This window comes from Sinisalibacter aestuarii, from assembly GCF_027923545.1.
Classification (GTDB): Bacteria; Pseudomonadota; Alphaproteobacteria; order Rhodobacterales; family Rhodobacteraceae; genus Sinisalibacter; species Sinisalibacter aestuarii.
Map to the genome: position 1 here is coordinate 36590 of NZ_BROH01000017.1, position 21981 is coordinate 58570.

Annotated in this window: 14 protein-coding genes; all 14 read right to left on the reverse strand. The window is 56.9% G+C overall.

The genetic code is table 11. The annotated features are described in order from the left end of the window. Window position 1 precedes the first annotated feature (1 nt). Window positions 2-2086 (reverse strand): DNA phosphorothioation system restriction enzyme, encoded by a 2085-nt coding sequence (locus QMG28_RS19765; protein WP_281843956.1) that lies wholly within the window; start codon window positions 2084-2086, stop codon window positions 2-4. After that, on the reverse strand, window positions 2086-5097 hold the full coding sequence (locus QMG28_RS19770; protein WP_281843957.1) for a sigma factor-like helix-turn-helix DNA-binding protein: 3012 nt from the start codon (window positions 5095-5097) through the stop codon (window positions 2086-2088). The genes QMG28_RS19765 and QMG28_RS19770 overlap by 1 nt, the downstream gene beginning before the upstream one ends. 148 nt (window positions 5098-5245) lie before the next feature. Further along, a complete protein-coding gene (locus tag QMG28_RS19775; protein ID WP_281843958.1) occupies window positions 5246-7249 on the reverse strand; it encodes a hypothetical protein in 2004 nt (667 codons plus the stop codon). 66 nt (window positions 7250-7315) lie between these two features. After that, the gene (locus tag QMG28_RS19780; protein ID WP_197918473.1) at window positions 7316-8479 is read right to left on the reverse strand and encodes a cysteine desulfurase family protein; all 1164 of its coding nucleotides are present in this window, start codon (window positions 8477-8479) and stop codon (window positions 7316-7318) included. A gap of 4 nt (window positions 8480-8483) precedes the next feature. Continuing rightward, window positions 8484-8858 (reverse strand): DNA sulfur modification protein DndE, encoded by a 375-nt coding sequence (dndE, locus tag QMG28_RS19785; RefSeq protein ID WP_258093605.1) that lies wholly within the window; start codon window positions 8856-8858, stop codon window positions 8484-8486. Continuing rightward, on the reverse strand, window positions 8848-10800 hold the full coding sequence (gene dndD / locus QMG28_RS19790; protein WP_258093604.1) for a DNA sulfur modification protein DndD: 1953 nt from the start codon (window positions 10798-10800) through the stop codon (window positions 8848-8850). The genes dndE and dndD overlap by 11 nt, the downstream gene beginning before the upstream one ends. After that, entirely contained in the window at window positions 10797-12260 is a 1464-nt protein-coding gene (dndC, locus tag QMG28_RS19795; protein ID WP_258093603.1) for a DNA phosphorothioation system sulfurtransferase DndC, read from the reverse strand. The genes dndD and dndC overlap by 4 nt, the downstream gene beginning before the upstream one ends. Beyond that, window positions 12257-13363 (reverse strand): DNA sulfur modification protein DndB, encoded by a 1107-nt coding sequence (gene dndB / locus QMG28_RS19800; RefSeq protein ID WP_281843959.1) that lies wholly within the window; start codon window positions 13361-13363, stop codon window positions 12257-12259. Before dndB ends, dndC begins: the two co-directional genes overlap by 4 nt. A gap of 289 nt (window positions 13364-13652) precedes the next feature. Further along, a complete protein-coding gene (locus QMG28_RS19805) occupies window positions 13653-15632 on the reverse strand; it encodes a type IV secretory system conjugative DNA transfer family protein (RefSeq protein ID WP_281843985.1) in 1980 nt (659 codons plus the stop codon). Window positions 15633-15640: 8 nt separating this feature from the next. Then, window positions 15641-17974: a relaxase/mobilization nuclease domain-containing protein gene (locus tag QMG28_RS19810; protein WP_281843960.1), complete on the reverse strand. Its 2334-nt coding sequence runs from the start codon at window positions 17972-17974 to the stop codon at window positions 15641-15643. Beyond that, the gene (locus tag QMG28_RS19815) at window positions 17961-18554 is read right to left on the reverse strand and encodes a helix-turn-helix domain-containing protein (RefSeq protein WP_281843961.1); all 594 of its coding nucleotides are present in this window, start codon (window positions 18552-18554) and stop codon (window positions 17961-17963) included. The genes QMG28_RS19810 and QMG28_RS19815 overlap by 14 nt, the downstream gene beginning before the upstream one ends. Before the next feature lie 562 nt (window positions 18555-19116). After that, window positions 19117-19323, reverse strand: coding sequence for a hypothetical protein (locus tag QMG28_RS19820; protein WP_007120662.1), 207 nt, complete (start codon window positions 19321-19323; stop codon window positions 19117-19119). 539 nt (window positions 19324-19862) lie between these two features. Continuing rightward, the gene (locus QMG28_RS19825; RefSeq protein WP_258093599.1) at window positions 19863-20879 is read right to left on the reverse strand and encodes a nucleotidyltransferase family protein; all 1017 of its coding nucleotides are present in this window, start codon (window positions 20877-20879) and stop codon (window positions 19863-19865) included. 132 nt (window positions 20880-21011) lie between these two features. Then, window positions 21012-21941: a DUF2493 domain-containing protein gene (locus QMG28_RS19830; RefSeq protein ID WP_281843962.1), complete on the reverse strand. Its 930-nt coding sequence runs from the start codon at window positions 21939-21941 to the stop codon at window positions 21012-21014. Window positions 21942-21981: the final 40 nt, after the last annotated feature.

Genomic DNA, 21981 nt, shown 5'->3' on the forward strand with positions numbered 1-21981 from the left:
GCTAATGGTCAAGGAGGTTAAGGTACTTCTTAATTTCTGTGATCGTAGATAGCGCTTCACCATGGTTTTCTGCAAGGGTAGCAAATTCATTGAACCTCACCAGTTCACGTTTCATCAGAGATCGCTCCACGTTGGATGGAGCCTGATCTGACAATTTTTCCAAATCTGGCACAACGATAAAGTCGTAGATGTAAGCACGGGTCTTCCCTTCAGACCGCCGTAGTACCCGACCCCGTCGTTGGACAAATTCCTTTGGGTTTGCAGATGAAGCCAAGATGTACGCAGTCCGTGTCATCGGTACATCAACACCTTCATCTAGGCATCGGATGGCCAGCAGCGCCTGTATGTCACCGGCCGCGAACTGCTTCAATAATATCGACCTTTCGTCGTTGTTCTCTTCCGAAGTGAACGGGCTCGCTCTTAGTCCGAGCTCACCGCCTACCCTAGCAAGTGCTGTGTCGATGTATCGCTGCCCATCTTCCTTGCTGTCGCCGCAATATATCAGAGTATGAGAGACCTCTCCCTGCTGCTTGAGTAGTTTGATCAGCTCCGGCAGCTTGTTTCGCGCTTTTCCGATCAGGCGTGCCCGTTTGATCAACAAACGGTTTAGCTGTTCGCCTTTGTCGCTATCCGGCTTGGCTGCTTGGCCAAAAAGCCTACCGATCCGTACGGAGAGCTCTGCATACTCGTCTTGTTCGTCTTCGTCTAAGTGCACGAGGATCGGATAATAAAGATATCGGCAAAGGTGACCGCCGCTGATCGCCTTGTCTAAACCGTAGTCCAAAACGATCTCTCCGAAATACCTTTTGAGACCCTCGGTGCCTTCCTCATCCCCGTAGCGTTCAGGTGTCGCCGTCAGTCCAAGTCTAAACGCTGCGCGCTCCGGGAGGGCCTGTAGGTTGGACGGCGCGCCCAAGTTATGCGCCTCATCGCCAACAAATAGGATGTTCCCATCAAAGGAGTTCAAGACCGACTGGAACGGTTTATCTGCCATAGACGCATTGACCGCGATGAGCATCACGTGCTGCGTTGCCTTTGATCGCAGTTCATTCAGGCGCCTCTGGCACTCCTCCATCCAGCGATTGACGCCTCCGTAGCACAAAATGGGTTCGAAGCCGAACTCTTCGGCTTCCCGGGCCCACTGTTCTGCGAGATGTTGATACGGAACCGTAACTACGATGCAAAGCTGGCCGTTCTTTTGAGCGACAAAATCGTTCAGCCGCGTCACAGCAGTTAACGCAGTCACGGTCTTGCCGGTTCCCGTTGCCATGTGGAGGATTCCGCGGCCATTGTTCTTGAACCATTTGCGGATTCCCTCTTCTTGGTAGTCCCGTAGACGCCCGTCGGTGAGGAAGTGTGCTGGCACACGAGGACAGCTTGATTTTTCTGGCGGGAACAAATCGTAGTGTCGGGAGCTATCCCTGGCCGCGCTGACAAACCGCTCAAGATCTGCTGAAGAAGGGTCAAACAGTGCTAGGTTTGGATCCAGTCCTCTCCACATTCTGTCGAAGGACGCAGCGATGTGGTTGTTCCGCTCCTGGCTCTCGCTTGACTTCCAATCACAAAAGACGCTGAAAGCTTCCCAATTGGTGCCGGCTCCACCGGTCAAATTATAAGATCCCTGGAAGCCGACCCGGTTTCCAAACTCATCCGTGAAGATGCCCTGTTTCGCATGCAGAATTCCGGACAGCCTATTCTTCGGAATGCCTACTTTGAAGGTCAACACCCCATCATGAAGTAGCCATCCGAGTGCCTCACGCGTATGCTGCGAAAGGTGCCCGTAGAGGTCTTCATATGACCGAGAAATGAGTTCTCGGATACGCTCATCTGAAAACTGACCTTCAACCTGTAGGCTCTCGAAGTCTTCCAAAGACATTTCGGGTGAAATCACCCACCTCGCTTTGCCACCGTTGAGTGCAAAAGTTGCCATGCCATGGGCTGCATCACGCATCCACGCACTGCTAAAGTATCCGACAGCAATGTCATATTTCTGCGCATGCTCGAGAACCGGATCGAAAAAATCTGCCACCGGTTCATGCTCGCTTGTGGTGACATAAAAAGGGAGTTTCAGGGTCTCAAAGGACATCAATTTATACCAAAGTCCCCAAGTATCATCCCAAGCATTTCTTCACCTTCGCCCGGCTCTTCCTCCTTACTTGCAAACAAGTGGTCGAGCCGGGTCAAATCAGGCGCATCACGCGAGACGAGAGCATCTCGCACCGCTTCAACGTCCAGCACCCCCATTTCTGCAACCTCTTTGACACGATCACGAATGGCTACGTATTTTGCCACCGCTTCGGGCAGCTCAGTCACTGAAACGATCTTTTCATCCACATCAAAGATTGTGCGATTTTTCAAGAAGCTCAGTAGTGGTCTGGTCTGAATCTCACCCCAAACGGGGCTCAAGAGTTCTGATAAAGCAAATGCGGTTCTGGGGCCATTCGCTAAAGCGATAGCGCAAGCCAAAATTAGGTCTGTTTGGCGTTCGTCTGGACCGATGGCTCTGCCTACTAAGTCAAAGCGACCACGGCCGACCGAAACCGCCTCAGGTGAATTCTCCAAACCAATTGATATCGATGTTGTAAGAACATCTCTTCGGCCTTCGAGTTCCTGGGCGATCTCTACCAAAGTCATTGATCGCTGCGCTTCTGTTAGTACGGACATGACTTCTTCGCCCAGGCCGCGGAACTCGGACTTGTTTTCATCAGATGCCACACCGATCATCAGACCTCGTTTGGTCACAAAGCGATCGTCATCCTGCACGATGCCAAGCAGCATGTAAGGTCCGAATGCTATCCCAAAGCGCTCTGTCTCGCCTTGAAACAGGTCGGAGAACAAGACTTTGGCGCTTATAAAACCACCCACACTTTCCAGGTGGGAAAGCGTGCGGTCTCGGATTTCTTGAAGATCACCATCTGTCAGGCTCAAGTTCTCGTAGAGGTCGTATGTTCCTCGTTCAACGATCAGGGCTTCTTCCATTCCAGAGAGCGTACTTCCGATATGATGAATGCTCTCATCTTTTGCGAAGACTTCGTGCATTCGGGCTCGGATTTCGTCGCAATGCATCGCGTGGCCCGCTTCGCGAAGTATGAGAATACACCGTACCGTGCTAGGCAAACGGGAAGCAGCTCTAACGAAGTCACCCTCGATTGAAGCCTCGAAGCGTGCTGACAACTCACCCATGATCTCCGAAAGTGGGTAGTCGGGCAGCGCTGCGGCAATTTCTGACAATCGGATCGGCAGTTTTTGCTCGCGTATCGCGGAGACGATCCGCTGCCGCAATGAGCCAGATAAGTCTTCCGGCTCATGGCTCATCAAGAGCAGGTCTTGTTCCTGAATCCAACCTGCTTCGGTTCGAACGCTTTCAGCGTCGAGGAACGATCTCATGTCGCCAAAGGCTAGATCGACCGCAAGACGCTCCTGCGCCGTAAGCAGATTGCTTACAGCACTTATCTGTTCGTCAGAGACAATTTTCCGGTTCTTGAAGAGCTTTTCCAACGACCCTTCTTGCTCCAGCGCGCCGATCAAAATTTTCTTTGTGCGTTTCGTCTCGAGCTTTTGCTTTGCTTTTTTCTCAATCTGACGAATACGCTCGCGCGTCACACCATAGTCGGAAGCGACTTGTTCAAGCGTTTCAGTCTGCCCTCTGTTTATGCCGTACCGCCGCTGAAGAACGTCTTGCTGCCGATCGTTGAGGGTCAAAATACATCCCTCAATGATTTCGGTCACCGTCAATTCTTCGACCGAAGCACGTTCGGAGGCCTTAATGTCTTCAGGCTTAATATTGCCAAGTTCGAATATGCTTGTGAGCGATGTATGGGAAACAAATTCGCCTTGCAGCAAACGTCTAAGATCGGGCGCGATCTCGCTACGCACACCGCAAAAACAGAGACGCGCCTCAATCATCTTGGTTACGATCTCGTCCAGCTGTTCGATGCTTTTTCGTCCGCAGCCTGGCAGCGATCGAATGCGCAACGCGGTCTCATTGTATGTCTTTAGGAAATCCACAAAGCTCTGCCGGTGCTCTACCTGGTCAATTTTGAGAAGGTTTGTGAGTCTTGTAGGCGGCGACCATTCAAAAAGTTCATCAGGATAGATCATTCCAGAGAAGAACACTTCAGCGGCCCTAAGTGCTCGTTGGAAGTCACCTTCTCCGCTTGGGACCGCTTTCTGGTCACCTTGAAGATCAGTTTTGCTCGGTACAAAACTGCGCATGATTAGGTCGAGTTCATCTGCCGACTTGCGCCCGAGGTTCGGCAGTTTCAAGAAAGCTTGCCGGGCATGTTCCGGCGCTTTCATGTACTCTCTTACGGTAGCAACTGGCAGACGATGCGAGTGTGCAGAGATCGCATTCAAGAGGCGAACGGAGCAATCGGCTTCACGTACGACATCGACGATGCTGTCTGCTGCGGTCTGCCGGCCCTGATCGAGTTTGCGCGCGAACTTCCTCACAAGGTCATCAAGTTCCGTTGCGGTCTTTTCGCCAGAGTTTTCGAGCTGCCGGAAAGCTTCTCGCGCAGCGTCAGGCGCTCGCATGTAGACCGCGACCGTTTTTGCGGGCAACTCACCTTCGGCATTGCGCAACACATTAATAAGACGCGTTGACGCGAAACTCTGTATCGCCAGGTCCAGAAGACGTTCTTCTTCAGGATTATTTTGAGAAGCGGACCGAGCAGACTGATTTAGTCGACTGTTGGAGGTGTCTGCGGCTTGTTGTTTCGAAGGGATGCCCTGATGCGCCTCATCGATGGCCAAGCCCAATTTCATGACCGTCAAGTCATCGTCAGAAGTCGCCTCAGCTGAATCAATGTGGCCCGCGTCCATCGCTTCGGGCGTCACTGCAAGCTCGGTGACATGGTCTAAAGTCAGGGAAGGACTTTCCAACACGAGCACGGCCGCCGGTTCGGGATCGCCTCCTAGTTCGGCTCCGATCACACCGATTTTGGCTTCGGATAATAAATTTCTTGAGACGTGCTGGGCATCGGACACGGCGAAGGGACTTTGTGCGCGGGTTGCGGCGCCAGGTGCCTTTGGCACAGTCTTCACCGTTTCGCCGCTCACGAGAGCTTTCAGCTTCTTGCCCAGTCTTGACAGCATGTTGCCTGCTTGCCCCCCAGTAACGTACTAAGAACAAGGTAAAATACCCTTTGATGCTCGTTCAATCTATCAAGTGCGGTGGTCAAATGCCACTTGTTCCGCAGTTCGCTGAGCTCTTTTGTACCGGTTGAGTCATTGCGCGCACTTCTCAACTGCTGACTGCAATCGCCGGAACGCTCTCATCTAGGTCATCTCTAAGATCAAATTGCGGGGTCAACACTGCGAAGTCGCCCAATTTCAACACACGATGTGAGGTCTCTAAGCTTTCGGGGGCAATCAATAGCTCAACAGGATTCTGGAGCGACCACAGAATTCGATCGGTCGTCAGCTCTTCTTTTTTTGTGATCCAACGCGTGGAAACGACACGGCCACTCTGATCCGTGTAGTCGACTTTTGCTCCAGTCGTGATTGCCTTGCGGCCGACCTCGCCCATCACTGGTACTCCCTCAAATTGCCACCCATCAAGTAAGTCGTTATTGGTGAGAACTAGCGGTTGAATATGATGGACTTCCTCCGCCAACTGTTTTCCTGCAACTGAGACCAACCAGTTTTTGTTGGACTTTATGAACTCAGCAGCGGCAGCCGCTTGACGGCAGCCCCATTCGATTGTTTGGCGGCTGCGCCAATGATCGTAGCAAGTTATATTGGAGCCGATCAGTGCCTTTACTTCAACTACAAGAAGTAGGTCATTCTTCTTTAGCAGGAGGTCGACCTCTGTCGCAGTCTGACCTGCCACGCGCAGTCGCTTGTTCCGACCAATCAACTGCCAATCTGAGTCTTCGAACGACTTTGCTAAGAACTCCTCCCAAACATGGCCATAGGCATCCCCAACTTTTCCGCCCGAAAGCAATGCCTCTCTAACCTTGAGATTCCATAATTCTGGATCTCCATTGAGTAGCCAAAGTGTGTCATCTTCTGAGACGCTCAGGAATGGCCGACGTACAAGGTCGTGGTGGCTCTTTGTAGGAAGAGTGCTTGAGAGCGCTTTGATAGTTTCAGCTACCTGTTTTCCACCAACACTCGAAACAGCCGACTCAATCAGACTTGAGGGGATTGGAACGGATGTTCGTCGACGGAAAGATCTGGGAAAGGCCTTCTGTACGGCATCAGCCGCCATGCCAAACCAAGTCAGACACATTGAAGTAAGGTAGTATGTCGCATGATCCTGCTTTCCGGCGCGTGCCGATGCAACCACCAGAAGATCATCTTCTGCTTCCACTTGAGCAAGTCTGGCAGAGCTTTGACGTAGCAGGGATTCCATGTCGATCTGGCGAGGATTTTCGCCCACAAAACCAGCGTAGAATTCTAAGGCTTCTGTTAGTACCGAGGTTTCGGAGGCCTTCAACATTTCACGCACATACCGCTCATTGCGCGGTAGATGCATAACGCCAATGAGCTTGCGTCGAATAGCTAGGTTCAGCATCAAGCTTCGCTTTTTATCGGCGTATTCTAGGCGTGCTTCTATTGGTGAGCCTGTCTGAAGCTTCGAAACCACAAGATCACCATATGAAACAGAGTCCATAACCCAATCCAAGCTATTCACTTCAGAGGCGAGTTGAATAGCCTTGTAGAACCGTCGTATTGAGGACAAGCGCGTACTAGGTGAGAGCTTCCGGGCGCTAGGGTCGACGACTTTCCTAGAAGCGTAGTTGAGTGCTCTGAGTGCCGCGAAAAGTACGTCATTTGCGATTCCGTTCCGGTCGTGAATGCACTTCTCGTAATCCGCTACGGTTTGGTCTTCTTTGGGAGCACCGATAGTGAGCTTAGAGAAAAAGCGGTCTAGTGCTTTGTCGAATATTTGCAGAAGTTCTTCGATCGAGACCTTCGGAAAGTTGTTCAAGCAGCTTTTAAGCCGCGCCTCTGAGTGTTCCTTAGATTTTTGCCATGGCCCAATGAATGACAAATAGTTGGAGTACTCTGCGAGTTCTTCCGGGCTGAGAACTGTGGAAGCCACCGTCCTTACAATTTCGACTACAGGTTCATGTTCTGCTGCGTAGTTTTTAACAAGCAGTTTTTGTTCGCGAATTGCCTTAAGGAGGCTAAGTGTCGGTTGCGTTGCCAACGTGCGTTGGAAGCGTTGACTGTCACCCTCAGCAAGTGCTGAGCGCAGTTGTTTGACTGTCTTGTAAGTCTGCTTTCGCTCAGCATCCATGGAAGTTCGTAGCCTTTATTGCTATCCTACCTATACCTCTCGAAATTGTGGCGGATCGGCTGGTTTCTAAGCTGTTTTTAAAAGCAGGAGTTCTGATGACGCCTGTAAAAAGAGTCTGATGACTTTGGATATGTCTTTTTTGCTGGTTTGCCGGCCTAAACCTAGTCGGAAAGCATTACGCGCCCTAGGAGTGTCGCCGAACATGGTAAGTAGAACATGAGAGGTTTCGACATGTTCTGTGGCGCAGGCGCTCGATGCGGAGAAGCAGATGTCGTTTCTTAGCTTCTGCATCAGCGCTTGTGGTACAACGCCGTCGATTGTGAGCGACATCGTGTTTGGCAACCGCGCCTCTGTGTTGCCATTGACCTGCACCGCTAAGGTCTCTTTGAGTTCCCTTTCAAGCTGGTCTCGCAAGGCACCAATCCGATCCCGGTCATGGTCTATGTTTTTTGAGATGAGCTGAAATGCATGTCCAATACCCGCAATGCCAGGCGTGTTTAGGGTCCCCGCCCTCAAACCCTTTTCCTGCCCGCCACCAAACATCACTGGCGCTAAGTTCACCCGTGGTTTTCGGATCGACCGGTAAAGGGCCCCTACCCCTTTCGGTCCATAGGCCTTGTGCCCGGAAAAACTCGCCAGATGGATGGGTACGTTCTTGAGATCAACTGGCACAAAAGCCGAAGCTTGCGAGAAGTCCGTGTGAAACAGCGCCCCAGCCTCTTCGGCAAGCTGGCCTGCCTCCAAGATGGGTTGCAGAACGCCCGTCTCATTGTTGGCAGCCATGATGGACACCAATCCGGTCTCATCTGTCAAAGACAGGGCCAGCTCATCGAGGGAAATCTGGCCACCTTCATCTACCCCCAATCGCGTTACCCGCGCGCCTTGGGCTTCGAGATGGTCGAAACAGGCCAGAACAGATGGGTGCTCGATCTTGCTGGTGATCAGATGCGTGCGTCCTGCCTCTTTGAGCCGAGGGAACGCTCCAAGGATCGCAAGATTGTTGGCTTCCGTGGACCCGGCTGTAAAGACAAGCTCGGTTTCCTTGCAATTGAGATGGCCCGCAATCTGCTCGCGCGCAGTCTCGACAACCCGAGCTGCCGCTGAACCTTGGCTATGCTCAACACTTGATGGGTTCGCATATACGTCCCGACTGACACGTATGACCGTCTCCAAGACCTCCGGATCAATCGGAGTAGAAGCGTTGTGGTCAAGATAAATCGGTGCCGACATCGCTTCACGCACTCCCCGCGATCAGCTCGGCCGCATCCGCCGGGGATTTGAGGCGGACCGAGAGTTGCCGCACACCACGATCGATGTGCAATCGCAAGCGCGCCAGCAAATCACTGTCGTCGGTTTCGATCTCCTCAGCTCCAAACTCGACGTATTTCAGAAGGTCGATGAAGAGAGGCTGGAAATCTCCAAAGAGCGTATAGGCGTTGAATTCTTGGCCCTCTCCCGCGTCATCGGCTGCGCCAGATATGGACCCGGCTTCAAAGGATGACAACATGGCCATGCGGCAAACGAGGTTGGGTGTCAGACCTGATCTTTGTGAAATGATCCGCACCTGGCCGGTCGCCGTCGATGAGATCCGAAACTTGTTAATGTGCATCGGTCGTCTCCAGAACCTGTGCATCCGCTTCAGCACTCAACACCGTGATCTCCGTGCGCTGTCCACCGCTCACAGCACCAATCTCAAAACGTCGGCTCACATAAGGGCTTATGATTTTTGACAAATCCGGGGTCAACTCAGTGTCGGTGCACAGCATGACGACCTGCGCCGAGCTGCGCGGCACGTAGTTTGCCATCAAGTTTGTACGGTGCTTCCGGTCCAGACGTGACAACGGCGTGTCAATGATCATCGGCAATTCGCGCCCACTTGTTCGGCCAAGCGCCCAAAGCATCGAGATCGCAAAGAGTTGTCGCTCGCCGGCGGAGAGTTCGGATGGGGTAATCTCTCTGCCCTCTTTGCCCATAAGCTTGAGCTGAAAACTGTTGGGGTCGACGATCACGTCATGCACCAGCGACTTCCGCGTGACGAGGCCGCTGAAAGCCTCAATGAAATGCTTAGAAAGCGAGGCGAGGCGCCGCTGAACAATTCGCTCCTCATACTCATTGAGCGCGGCCTGCGCTCGCGTCGCCAGGTCTCGTTTCTCTTCGGCCTTTGCAAGCGCGAAGACGGCATCCTGGGACTTACGCAACTCGCGCTCCAGCCGTTCGATCAGCGCACGAGCCTTTGTCGCCTCGCCTTGCTTTCGATTGAGCTCAGTTTCGACGGCGCCCAGTTCGAACTCTGCTTTCTTCAACTCCTCAAATGCGCCCGAGGCAGCACCGGGACGGAAGTTCTTCAACTGATCCTTCAAGGTTGCACGTTGCTTTTGCAGCTCAGCCAGTTGCGCAGCCATTGTGGCCACCTTCACCCGTTCGTCCGCAACCTGAGAAAGTTTCGCCAAGACCCAGTCCGGTTCCGTGCTCAGAGCCATTCTAGGCCCGTTGCTTTGGCTGGTCTTAGCGAAGTCTTTGAGCTGCGCAAAATGCGTCTTCGTCCATGTCTTGTCGTCTTTGCCCACGGCCGCCTGAAAACTCGAAACAAAGGCTTCGATTGCTGTCGCGCTTTGCTGCCCGCGCGCCTTCTCCAAGTCTGCTGAGAACCGTTCGAGAAGTTTAGGAGCCAGGGCAAAAGGCGCGACGCCGTTTACAAGCGACTTTAACGCGTTGGTTTGTTTGGTCAGGTCAGCTTCGACCCGCTTTAGCTCCTCTGATAGGGTTTCACGGCTGAGCGCGATACTTCCCCCCTCTTGTTCAAAGACTTTCTGTGACGCCTCGCTTCGGCGCGCGAGCTGGGTACGCTTTACTGATAGCGATCCAATCTCCTCTTCAGCCAAGACCAGATCAGACTTTGCGATCTCCAAGTCGCGCCGGAGACCTTCTAAGTCGGTGTCACCGCCCCGGTCCATGCTGCGTGATTTGTAGAGGGCGAGATCGCCCCGAAGCTGATCGAGAATATCGATCCCCAGCAAGGATTTGATTGCATCTGTCAGCCCAGTGTTTTCCTGATCGTCAGCAATGTCTTGGATCTTCTCTCCATCGAAAAAGAAAAGCTGCGACACCCCAGCTGGAATGATGTCTTCAAGATAGTGGTTCCAATCCTCGCTGGGGATATCTTCCACCGGTGCGCCATTGCGTTCAAACTCAAGGCTTTCAATGACGCTGGCACCGCGAGCAGCCCAAGATCGCCGCACGGTGTAGAGGTCCTCATTGCCGAGGTGTTGGCTCTTGAATGCCAGTTCGACGGAGGCTCTGCGGTCCTTTGCGAAGTTGTTGATCCGTTTAAAGAGATGCCGCTCATATTCGGCCTGCCCAACACGCGCGCCAAGGGCGCGTTTGCCATAGAGCGCCAAACGTACGGATTCCAGGAACGTTGTCTTCCCTGCACCATTATGGCCAACGACCAAAACCACAGTTTTTTGCTCGTCTGGCTCGGGTGCAAGATCGAAGCGGTGCTCACCGCCATAGAGACCAAAATTGATGAGGCGTAGAGACTGTAAGATCATGATTCAGTCTCAAACAGGGGGTTGGACGAAGATGCCTCGCGATCTTTCAATCGCGCTTTGCGCTCGTTTAGCACTATTGTTTCGTCTCGCCACTCTTGCTCCAGGATCGAAGCGATCTTTCGGTGAATAAGTGTCCGGCGTTTCAGACCCCGCACAGAACGCTCTGCCTCCAGGAGCTGAGCCAAGAGACGTGGCGGCAAATCATGCGCGGCGCAGACATCCGCTAGGACCTTTGCGTCATCGGCTTGGAATTCAAATCCGTCGGTCGCATCGGCCGGGAGTTCCTTTCCCGTCACAGCTTTGAGGGTCTCTGAAACAGCGTCTCCCCAGTCACCCTGTTCGCTCCGCCAGATCCGACGGATTTCCCGCAGCTCTTCCACCTGAATAAGGTCGGTCTTCTCTCCTGGCGGTGCATTGGCATTCACCTGCTCTTGCGCCTCCAGTAGTTTTCTCAAGAGCTCTTTGCGGTACTCGAAAAGATAGGGCCCCGGAATGGATGCCTCTGCATCGCCCACGAAGGTCACAGAGCCGTCCCGTCTGCGAAAATCTCGAAACTCCCGTTTCCGCTCGGGATTTTGTGTTTCAGCCAGCTCGTCACGTAGATCAAGCAAGGGCTCAAGCCATTCCTCGCCATTCTCAACAAGCGCCTCCATGGCCTTGTCTTTTGTCACAACCGTGCACACCCAGCAGCCAAAGCGGGAATTCCCACAGCTTTCGGTTTGCTTGTCGACCACAAGTGGGCACTCGCCAGCTTGCGCGTTTCGATACATCGCAAGCAAATCGCGGTTGTCCGATCCCCAAGGTGACTGATTTTGCAGCAAGAAAGCCCAGACATCATCCACACTAAAGGTCTCGATCGGCGTGAAGACGAAAGCGCCGGGCAAGGTCGAGTGGCGAGACAAAGACGTCCCGTCGATCTTGTGCAGCGACATCACTTGCGCGCGCGTTGCGCTTTCTGATGACCGGACGCCCAGAACCATGACAACTTCGCCATATTCGGCAACGCGGTTCTTGATGAAGGCATTGGCCGGGTCGATCTTCAAGCGCTCCGTGCACCAGCGAAAGCGTTTTGATGGTGCAGGATATCCGCGACCAATCAGGTTCACCCAGAAGCTATCCGAGATCTCCGGAACCACCTTTTGTGCGGTGATAGGCATGTTCTGGTCTGCCGCTGCCGCGTTGATCGCAGCCAAAGTCTCGTCGATGTAGTTTACGATCACTGGCGTTTCGACAAGGGTGTCGGAGCTCAAGACGAAGATTGGCTTGCGTCGCGCATCTTCCGGGAGCGTACGAATAGCACTCCAGATCAGCTGCAACGCACAGGTTGAATCCTTTCCGCCGCTATACCCGATCACCCATGGCCGGTCGTCCGCTGCATAAACGGTGCGGATATGTTCCTGCAGAGCGCCAAGATCGAGCCCTGTTCTCTTTGTTTGGTTGGTTTCATTATTCGATGTCATGCGACGACTTTCTCCTCAGCCAATGACGCCAAGTAGTCGTCTTCATTCGCTTGTTCTTTTTCATTGAGTGGCAAACCCACTGCCCCAATTAGGACGTTGGCCGCCAGATGTACGGATTTCACACTTCCATCCATTCCGCGCGCGCCCATGACGCGTGGACGCCAGAGCTGGGCGTTGCGCTTGCTCCAATTGATCTCCGCGAGCGGCGCCAGGCTTTCCGCCCACCCATCAGGTTTAGCTCCAATCAGTCTTGCCCCCAGGACACCAAACGCCTGCAACATGACGCCATGCGCATGAACGGTTTCTTTGCGCAAATCACCTGCCGTTGTCGCGCCGCGCATCAGTTTCTGCCAGTCCGGGATGACCTCAGAAACCTGACGCCAATATGCGATCACGGTGCTTTCAGTGTTTTCACCGAACCGATCGGCGTCTTGCCCGGCCAGCCACTTGTTGGCTTGATTCAGGCTGGACAAGGTAAAGAGGTTTTTGGCCCGGTTTGAAAGAGATGTTTTTTCGAGCTCGGTGAATTCTTGGAAAAACGGAATGTCCTCTAACACACGCGTGCTCAGACGCGCCAAAGGATTTCTGCGGTCATAGAGGACGTTCAACGACCCAGATGGACGTACGGCATTCTTGTTGAGGTCTGCGAACATTTGTTGGCAGCGCTCCAGCCCCTCATCGACGAAAAGCACAACCGAGATGGTTTCGTTTTCCAGTTTGGGTCGCGTCTTGAGGGCTTCTGCGATTGCAGCGCGCCGATGCTGTCCATCGTTTAGGATGATGCGCGCTGTCATCGAAAGCCGTAGCTCGCCTACATTTCGGAACTGAAGACCATCGCTGGCTGGGGAAAACTCAAGATCACCATCCACAGACGCGCAGAGAGACGAGAGCGTATATTCTTCGAAGTTTTCCGAGAGGTAGGATGCGATTTGCGGAACGCGGACATTTGACAGCACTCGTTGAGCGCGCAGGTCTGCTGGCAGTTCCTGACTGTCGAAATCGAAAATCTTCGGCACCATCTTAAGAGGAACCATGATCACATAATATTCGGTTCCAGCCTGGACGCCGCGTATGGCTGCAAAATTATAGAAATTACCGCTCATATGACCCCCTACTGCTGGTGGAAGTCTATGGAAGTCTCTCCGGAAGTCAACCCCCCCCTAAGGGCGTCTGTAGCGGCTGCTTCCTTCTAAACAAAACGTCACGGCCAACTAGCGCAATTCTATGTTGAGGACGAGTAAATTCGGCATCTGGCTCGATGCGCAGCAAATAGCCCAAAAATGTGGGCGGTCGACTTCAATATGAGGGCCGCGAACCCTTCGATATGAGGCTTAGTCTTGTCCAGCTTTCCTCTTCGATCAAATCTCTAATCCGACGAACCGGTAGGTCGCCTCAAAGGCCTTGTTTCAAAATCGTCTCAAACTCGCTTAGACCATCCACAGCCGTCCGTACATCCTCATTGACTTCGCCTCGCGGCAGATAATCCGATGATACCTGCGCCACAAAATTCATCTCCATCTGCCGCTGTTCCTCGGCGACGACGGTTTGAACGACAGGCGCGGTCTTCTTTGGAGCGACATCAGTTTTCCCTGACGATTGGCCATCAGCAGCCTGGAGTGCGGCCTCAACATCGGCCTCGGGTCCGCCCGACTCGTTCGCTGGCGGTGTCATCGGCATCGCGCGCATACTCAACGGCAACGTGCCCTGCGACCCACCTCCCCCTGGTTCCGGGAACGGCAACTCGCCCGTCTGCGCCGCGTGGATCGCCTTGAACAGCCGATCGTTAAAATACTGGATCCGCTTCGCGCGGACCGGCATCTGGGCATCGATGACCATGACGATCTCGTCGAGCGGCAGGCGGCGCGCCTCATCTTCCGGCAACAGCGAGCTTTCCTCAGTCCGTGTCGATTGGCTGCGGCCTTCGAATGGGTTCTTGCCGATTGATTGAGATCGCGTGACCACGGTCTTCGTGGTCTTGCCGACCGCCTTGCTCAGCTCCTCGACTGTCTTCTCATCCGAGGGCGTCAGGTACAGCTTCACGCCGGCGTTGCCCTGCAAGGCGCGGCGGGTGTTCTCGCCGTAAATTTCATCGAGGGCGGGGATGGTTTGTGTCACCACGGCCAAATGACCGCGATAGGTGCGCAAGGTCTCGATGCTCTCAACCACGATGGGCATCTTGCCGAGGCGATTGAACTCATCGAGCATGATCATCACCGGCCAAGGCTCGTCTGGCCCGGGATCCTTTTCTTGCATGGCGGAGAGAAGGTCAGAGAAGAAGAGCCTGATCAGCGGCGCGAGCGGCTTCACCATCAGCGGCTGGACGACGAGGTAGACGGAGAAGGGCTTCTTGCGGATCGTGCGGAAATCAAAGTCCGACACCGCCGTCGCCTCATCGATGGCCGGATTCTGCCATTGATCGAGCCCCGAGGTCATCAGAAGCGAGACGTAGGAGGTCAGCGTATCGTTGTTGGTCGAAGCGAGCCGCGTGAAGATCAATTTGGCGGCCCTGTTGTCGACCTCGTGACCCCGCGCGAAGTATTCCTTCTGCTTGTTCCCGCCCGAGGCGGCGATGCGGTAGATTTCGCCTAGGGTCGGGCGCTTACGCTGGAAGGCCAAAAGCCCTGCGGCGACGAAGAGATCGATCCCGCCCTTCAGGAGACCCTGAACCCGGTCATTGTCGCTTTGCAGGAAGAGCGTCGCCAGGAGCTGCAATTCCATCTGCTGGCGCGCGGGATCCTTCAATTGATAGATGCGCAGGAGCGGATTGTAGCGATGCGTGCGCTTGCCCTCCCAATCGGTGGGGGCAAAACGATAGACCTTGTCGCCCTGGGCTGCGCGGTGCCGGGCTGTTGCCTCGAAGCATTCCCCCTTCACATCGAGCGTCACGGCGGAGCCTTGCCAGGTCAGCAAGTTTGGAATGACGAAGCCCGTGGTCTTGCCGCGGCCCGTGGGGGCCACGATCAGCGCGTGCGGGAAGACTTTCGAGCAAATGTATTTCGCGCTGGATTTTGGAGAACCCAGCTTGCCGAGGATGAAGCCGGTGCCGGGCGCGCCGAAAAAACCATTGGACTTCATCTCGCGCGCAGTCTGCCAATGGGTCTGGCCAAAGCGTGTCAGAGCGGACCCCGAGAGGGCGAGGCTCAGCATCATGCCGGCGGCGGCGAAGCTGCCGATGATCAGGTGGATCAGCTGGGCATCCTCGGGGCGGCGATCGAGGATCGCCAGATAGTTCTGCGCGATATAGGCAAAGTCGATCTCGGCCCCGAAGCCTAGATCCTGGTAGGTCAGTACCGCCGAGGCGATGGTATAGCCCATGGCCCCGGTCACCAGCGTCACCAACAGGACGCCCGTGGCGATCCGCGCCTTTCCCATGGCGGCGCTCAATGGACCTGACCCCGCTCGGTTTCGCCATCCACGTCTGTCGCGCGGTGTTTTTCAAATTCGGCATCGGCCAGTTCATCGACCACCTGACGCAGGGCCTCCGTGTTGGCCGTCGCGGCATCGGATTGCAGGTAGACCTTGGCGACATAGAGCCGGTCGAGGCGGTCCTCGAGAACCTTGTCCAGCGCATCGGCATCGCCGGATGTGAGCCGGTCTAGTTGGCGAACGTCCAGCACCCGCGCGATCTCACCGCGGAAGGCGTCGCGCTCCGCGTCGGTCTCGAAGGGCGCGGACAACTCCCCCGCCCGCTCATGGTCCAGAACACGCGCAATCTCCTCTGCGAGGCGGTCGGACCGGTCAAACTGCGGTGCAGTTTCATCGCGGGTCGCTAGACGTTCGTCACGCTTGCCCAACCCGAGCCCGTCGCGCATCTCGGTTTCGCGGCGGACCTGATTGATGACCTCCGTATCCCGGATCTCGACGACGGCGGCATAGGTCGCGCCGAGCCCACGGGCGAGGTGGGACGGCATGTCCGGATAGCGCGCGCGCAAGTCATCCGTGACAGCATCGGCAACAGGGGTGCGGGCATCGCGACCCTCCATGATCCGGTCGACCTCGCGGGTGATCTCGCTGGCGCGCGTCGCATCGGTGATGGTCTCCCTGTAGGGCTCAGACCGGTCGATCACATCGCCAGGGCGTGCGAGCAGCTCCGGATGTGCCTCAAGATATGCGCGCTGCTCCGCCTCGATCCGGCGCTCCGCCCTTGAGACAACCTCCCAGTCCCGGTCCTCGATCTGCTGCGCTGTCAGACCCTCTGCGCGCATTTCCTGACGGATTGTCCCTTCCATCTCCCGGACTGCGTCCCGGTGATAATGGAACCCCTCGCTGACCGGTTCCGCTTCCACGATGCCATCCCGGCGCAGCACGTTCTCCCTTTCTAGAAGCGTGCCAAGCGCGACATGCACGTCATTCAGGATGTCACGCGCCTGTTCCAGATCGGCACGGCGTTCGAGGTTCAGATCGCGCGCCTCGGCCACCTTGGAGAGATCATTGGCGATCCATTGATGCTCGAGCGCTGCGTTTGAGGCGCCTATCTCGATCCGGGCGACCACTTCCGATGTGCTGATCCCGGTTCCGCGCAGGGCTGCGTCGATCCGAGAGCGCAGGCGCGGCTCGGCAAGGCGTTCGAGCTGGCTCTCCTGAATGTTTGCCTCTGAGTAGACCCCGCCCTCCGATGGGGACTCTGACAGCGTGGATGATCGCAATCCGAGAGGCTGCATGTGCTGGACCTGCGCCTGGATCTCGATGAGGCGCTTTTCCAGTACGGGACGTTCCGCATCGGACTTCTCTGCGATCATGCCCTGCACCCGCGCGAGCTTCTCCGCATATTGACTTCTCAGATCCTCGAAACTCTGATCCTCGGCCATATACACATCTCCTGTTCGGTCCACCTGCCCGCCGCGCGCCAGCACCTCGCCCGCGCGGAAGAGTGCCGCGGCGATGTCTTCCCGGGCCTCCCGGGAGGCCTCTGCGGCAAGCGAATGGTAGACGGTTCTGGTGTTGGCGATCTCCGCCAGCGTCCGCGTTAGGTCAGTCCCCACGCGTTCCCGCTCGCGGGGCGCGCGACCCTCTTCTTTCGCCGCATAGACCTCACTGGTCCGGGCGGGGTAATGCACGACACCGCGTTCCACCCGGCGCGTAGCCTCCAGGCGCACGCCGTACTTCTCGGCTTCCTCGACCATGGCGAGGCGGAAGTCGTCATAGTTGAAGCGATGGTTCCGCCCCAGAAAGAAGAACTCGCCTTCCTGCGAGCGGCGGTTCAGCACCAGATGCGCATGGGGGTGATCGCGGTCTTCGTGCACCGCGATGATGTAATCGAAATGCCCCGCGTCTGTCTGGAAGAACCGCTCAGCCACATCCGTCGCGATGTCGCGCACGTCCTCGCCGCGGGTGCCGATGGGGAAGGACATGAGCATGTGGGTGGTCTGCCCGAGCTTGGGCTTGAAGCCCGCATCCCACCGCTTGGCAAAGCGCTCGGTGAGGTCCTTGATGTCCTTCGCTTCGAGCTTCGTCTTGCCATCAAGGAACCCGCTACTGTCCACAATATGGGTGGACTTGGTGGTCAGATACTCGAGCTGGTTTGCGAGCTGCGATTTGGTATGCGTGCCCCCGCCCCGGATCGCCTTGAAGACCGCCGGCCGATGCCCTGCTGCCGCGCGTACAAGCTGGCTCTGCTTGGCGACATGCAGGCCCTGCATCGAGCCGCGGATGCGGCTCCAGCCGTCCCGGAAGACCTCGCCGGTGACGGCGTCGACAGCATCATTCAGCCGCATGGGCAAACCCCCTCAAGGCGGCCGTGGCTTCGAGCTTCATGGCGTCCCGACGGCGGCGCAGGAGCAGATCGATCTCGTCAGCGGAATCGAGGATGAATCGCGCCAGCCCGCGCATCTGCGCAAGGCGCAACTCGGTGAACTCGGCACTCGTGCCACCATCAGCCCCCTGCCCCTGCCGGTTGGCCTTGGTCATCTGCTTGGCGATCTGCGCGACCCCATTGCCAACCTCGTGCAAAGAGGCCCTGTATCGCGCCATCTCGGCCGCCATCTGCGCGTCCGGAACGAACACCCCGCCTGCCGCCTGAATGAGCCGCCGCAGCCCCTCGGCACGGCTCTCGACCCCGGCCTTCGCCAGCACCTCGTCGAGCGCCGCAAGCTCCGCAGCCGTGACCTTCACACTGACCGCCGAGACCGGGATCGCGGCATCCATCTGACGCTCGGCATCGGCTTTGAGCGTGTACTGGATCGCTCGCGGCGACACGCCGAACCGCTCAGCAAGGGCCGATGTGGTCACACCTTCCGCAGCCTCGCGAACGATCTCCATGCGGTCCGCATCTGTGAGACGTTTTGAGCGCGACATGCGAAGAAAGACCCCCTATTTCCTGCCACCTTCCACCAAGGCTGCCACCACCTTACGATAATATACCTAGCTGTCAATTATATACTTACGTTGCCTTCAGTCTCAGGCAGCCTTGGTGTCCGCTTCCCCCGCGGCCCGCAGGGACGCGGCTCTGCCGCCCTCACCACCGGGCGACCCACCTGTCCAATGGGTCCCCTTCCCCAAAACCGCCCGAAGGTCTGGCCGAACACGCATGTGTTCGGACGGAACCGCGGGCGGGCGCAAACCCCACCGACAGGGCGGACAGGCAGGGTCAAGGAGGGCCAGATTTGGCTTGCCAAATCTCTGCCGCAAAAACCGGGAGGCCCTGGCCGATAGGTTTTTGTGGATGGCCCCCTTGAGGCTGACTGGCCGGTCTGTCGCGGCCTGATCATTCCGGGCGGCGATCGTCCTTTGAGCGCGAGGATACCGACACCAAGCGGAAGTCGCTGTGGGCGTTCACACGCGCCGGTGACGGCATCCCTGGAACAGGGATCGGGCCACCCCAAGATCGTCCTGGGGCGGCCCATCCTCTTGAGAGGATTCAGTCCTGGGGATCCTTCGCGCTCGGCGGGAACATCACCAGCTCCGAGACCGCGACCGGGAAGTCGAGCTTGAGGCTGAAGAACTCCGAGCCATCCCCATTGCGGGTGTTGCGGAACATCGCACCCACGCGCTGAAAACGGGTGCGCTCCTGGCCATCGGTATCGGTGAACTTGACGGGGACGGTGGCGACGTAGTGGTTGGTCATTTGGGTTACTCCTTATTGCGATGAGGATCACCCAGCACGGGGGCAAGAGGACCGGTCGCAAGCGCAAATGCGGAGGGTCCGCGGCCCCGCCGTGGAAGCCGTATTTGTGCTTGCCGAAGCGTGAGCTGAGGGCACGAACGGGCCGACCCCGTGCGATCCACATGCATAGCAAAAAGGAGGGACCCGATTGACCTGTGCCATCACGCAGTCGCCACCATCCGCGTCCACGTCCTGCCGAACCTGGCCGGGGTGCTGATGACGCCCGCCCGCGTGGATGCGATGTTCCGAAACACCACCCGAGGGTTGTGCAGGTCTTCAGCCTCATGTGCGACGTCTCGCCCCCTCGGTCTTGCGCTGCTGATGATGTGCGAGGTGCGCACCATCCCCAGCCCGTACCGATGTGGATGGGCCGAACTCTGACGGGCTGGGTAGAGGGATGACGGTGCTGGCCGCCGCGAGTTGCTGAAAAAGTGTGACCGATCGCACGCGCCATGAGACATGACGAAAGGGCCGCGCCAAGCACGACCCCGTTACGGCCATCACGCGCCCAAGCTGTCGAGCAACCCGCTGGTATCAGGCATTCGCTTCAGCGAGTTGCCGATGTGCTCCCGCCAGCGCGGCCCAACCTCCATTGCGGTGGCATAGGCCCGAGCCAGATCATCGGGCCGGTCCTCGGCCATCGCTTCGATAAGGAAAGCCGCCTGCTCGCGGTCCTTCGCGGATTTCAGGCTCCCTGCCCCATCGCGGCGCCGGTCGGCAATGATCAGTTTGTGGATCGCATAGCGTTCCGGGCGGGGCACCTGCACCAGAACGCCGGATCTATAGATCGCCGCCGCGTGGATCGGCTCAGCGATCAGGAAGTTGAGATAGTTCAATCCTTGGGCGTTCACGCCCAAGGCTGGCAGATCACGGATGGTCTCATCTCCGAACGCCGGTGTGAGAAACTCGACCAACTGGCCGCTGCCACCTTGGGCCCATCGCCATGTCCGACCTTGGTCAAGAGCTGGCAGAGGATCGAATTTGAGCGCTGAGAACGTCTCCGCAAGACCCGGGTCGACCTGATCCTGCAACGCAACGCTGAGCTTCTCGAACTGCGCGATGTCGATGTCGCCAGTATTGGCCATACCGCCAATTGGCAGACGGATACCAAGCTCGCCTTCATAGAGGCGAAATGCATTGGTTCCGACGATGGTGCCACCCAAACGGAAGGTTCCGGCTGCGGCCATGGCCGACAGGATGGACCCGGTCGCCCGGTCGATGGGCGTCATGCCTTCCGCACGCAAGAGCCGAACAAGCCGCGACCGTTCCGCCTGCCGATCCTTGGCCGTTGCGCGCAGCTCTTCGATCCGGTCGATGCGCGCGCGCGTCTCGTCGCTGTCTTCGCCGATATAGATGAACCGCATCTCCGTCCCGACACGGCGCGCGGCATACCAATAGGCCTTATCCCCACGCTCCTTGAGCGTGGGCTTGCCTTCGACACCGGACAAGGCGTCGTCCTTCAGAAGACGCACCAAGTCGGTATAGGCGCTCATCGCGATGCTGCTGAGGGGGGTCATGCCTATCATTTCCAAGTTTTGCTTGGCATTCGTATACCTATCAAAACAAGAAATTGCTAGGCAAAGTGATTTGGAGAACGTCCACACCCATGAGAAACGACGAAAGGGCCGCCCGAAGGCGACCCTCTCTCTTCAATCCTGCGACGCCTTCTTCGCCGGGTCGGCAACCCGCATGACCGTCAGGCCTTTCGCTTCCGCCTTCTGCCCGAGGTTCAGTGCAACCCCGTTGCCTCCGAAGAGAACAACCCCCGTCGCCGCGAACTTGTCGTCCAGCATTTCGTCGTTGCACTTGAACGGTGCCGCCCGCCCATGCGCGGACCAACGCGGATCGAAGCGCGCCTGCGCGACCCCGCGTGCCCGGGCCCATCGTGCCGCGATCATCTCCGCCCCGTGCTTGCCACCTTTGTGGCAGAGGAAGATCTCCTGGTTGCGGTTCTGCCTGATCCGCTCGCGAACCTTGTCGAGTGTGTTGAAGATCACATCGACATCGGTCCAGTCGGTGGCGCCTGAGACAATCAGGGGCACCCCCTCGACTTTCGATTTCTCGGCGGTTTCGCGATCATGCTGCTCGAGGAGTTGCCGCGCCTCGAAGACCGCCCCGGTCTCTTGCGCCCGGATGCTTGCGCGCGACCCGGCTGCCGGGATGAAGGCGTGACCGGTCTCGATCTCGTAGCATTCCGCCGCCGCCTCGCTCATCACCTCGATGGCCCTGACAACCTCGCGCAGCTGCAGGAAGCGGGCCTGCGCCCCTTCGAGCGCGGTCTCGGCGATCTCCGATCCGTCGTGAGATTTTGCCAGCGCGCCGATCTTGTCGGCGGTGCGGTCGACCTCCTTGCCGAGCGCCACCTTGCGGCGCTGCAGGATCGTGGCGAGCCCATGGGCCAGCGGTTCGATTTCCGCCTCGAGTCCGGTCCCACGCAGCGGACCGAGCAGAGCCTCGAAGCTTTCGCGGATGATGTGGTCGGTCAGGACGTGATCTTCCGGGATCGGGAGCTGTGCGTCCTTCTCGGTCAGTCCGAAAAGTTCGATGGTCTCGTAGGTGTTTGCATTGTCGTAAGCCATGTCTGGTCTCCAGTATTCGGTTGTGGAGCCACCACGTGAG

Excerpts from the sequence above, each read along its gene's own strand:
- dndD (WP_258093604.1), bottom strand. The coding sequence starts at position 10,800 with ATGATCTTACAGTCTCTACGCCTCATCAATTTTGGTCTCTATGGCGGT.
- QMG28_RS19820 (WP_007120662.1), bottom strand. The coding sequence starts at position 19,323 with ATGACCAACCACTACGTCGCCACCGTCCCCGTCAAGTTCACCGATACC.
- QMG28_RS19825 (WP_258093599.1), bottom strand. The coding sequence starts at position 20,879 with ATGACCCCCCTCAGCAGCATCGCGATGAGCGCCTATACCGACTTGGTG.
- QMG28_RS19775 (WP_281843958.1), bottom strand. The coding sequence starts at position 7,249 with ATGGATGCTGAGCGAAAGCAGACTTACAAGACAGTCAAACAACTGCGC.
- dndC (WP_258093603.1), bottom strand. The coding sequence starts at position 12,260 with ATGACATCGAATAATGAAACCAACCAAACAAAGAGAACAGGGCTCGAT.
- QMG28_RS19830 (WP_281843962.1), bottom strand. The coding sequence starts at position 21,941 with ATGGCTTACGACAATGCAAACACCTACGAGACCATCGAACTTTTCGGA.
- QMG28_RS19815 (WP_281843961.1), bottom strand. The coding sequence starts at position 18,554 with ATGTCGCGCTCAAAACGTCTCACAGATGCGGACCGCATGGAGATCGTT.
- dndE (WP_258093605.1), bottom strand. The coding sequence starts at position 8,858 with ATGCACATTAACAAGTTTCGGATCTCATCGACGGCGACCGGCCAGGTG.
- QMG28_RS19805 (WP_281843985.1), bottom strand. The coding sequence starts at position 15,632 with ATGGGAAAGGCGCGGATCGCCACGGGCGTCCTGTTGGTGACGCTGGTG.
- QMG28_RS19780 (WP_197918473.1), bottom strand. The coding sequence starts at position 8,479 with ATGTCGGCACCGATTTATCTTGACCACAACGCTTCTACTCCGATTGAT.
- dndB (WP_281843959.1), bottom strand. The coding sequence starts at position 13,363 with ATGAGCGGTAATTTCTATAATTTTGCAGCCATACGCGGCGTCCAGGCT.
- QMG28_RS19770 (WP_281843957.1), bottom strand. The coding sequence starts at position 5,097 with ATGCTGTCAAGACTGGGCAAGAAGCTGAAAGCTCTCGTGAGCGGCGAA.
- QMG28_RS19765 (WP_281843956.1), bottom strand. The coding sequence starts at position 2,086 with ATGTCCTTTGAGACCCTGAAACTCCCTTTTTATGTCACCACAAGCGAG.
- QMG28_RS19810 (WP_281843960.1), bottom strand. The coding sequence starts at position 17,974 with ATGCGGCTGAATGATGCTGTCGACGCCGTCACCGGCGAGGTCTTCCGG.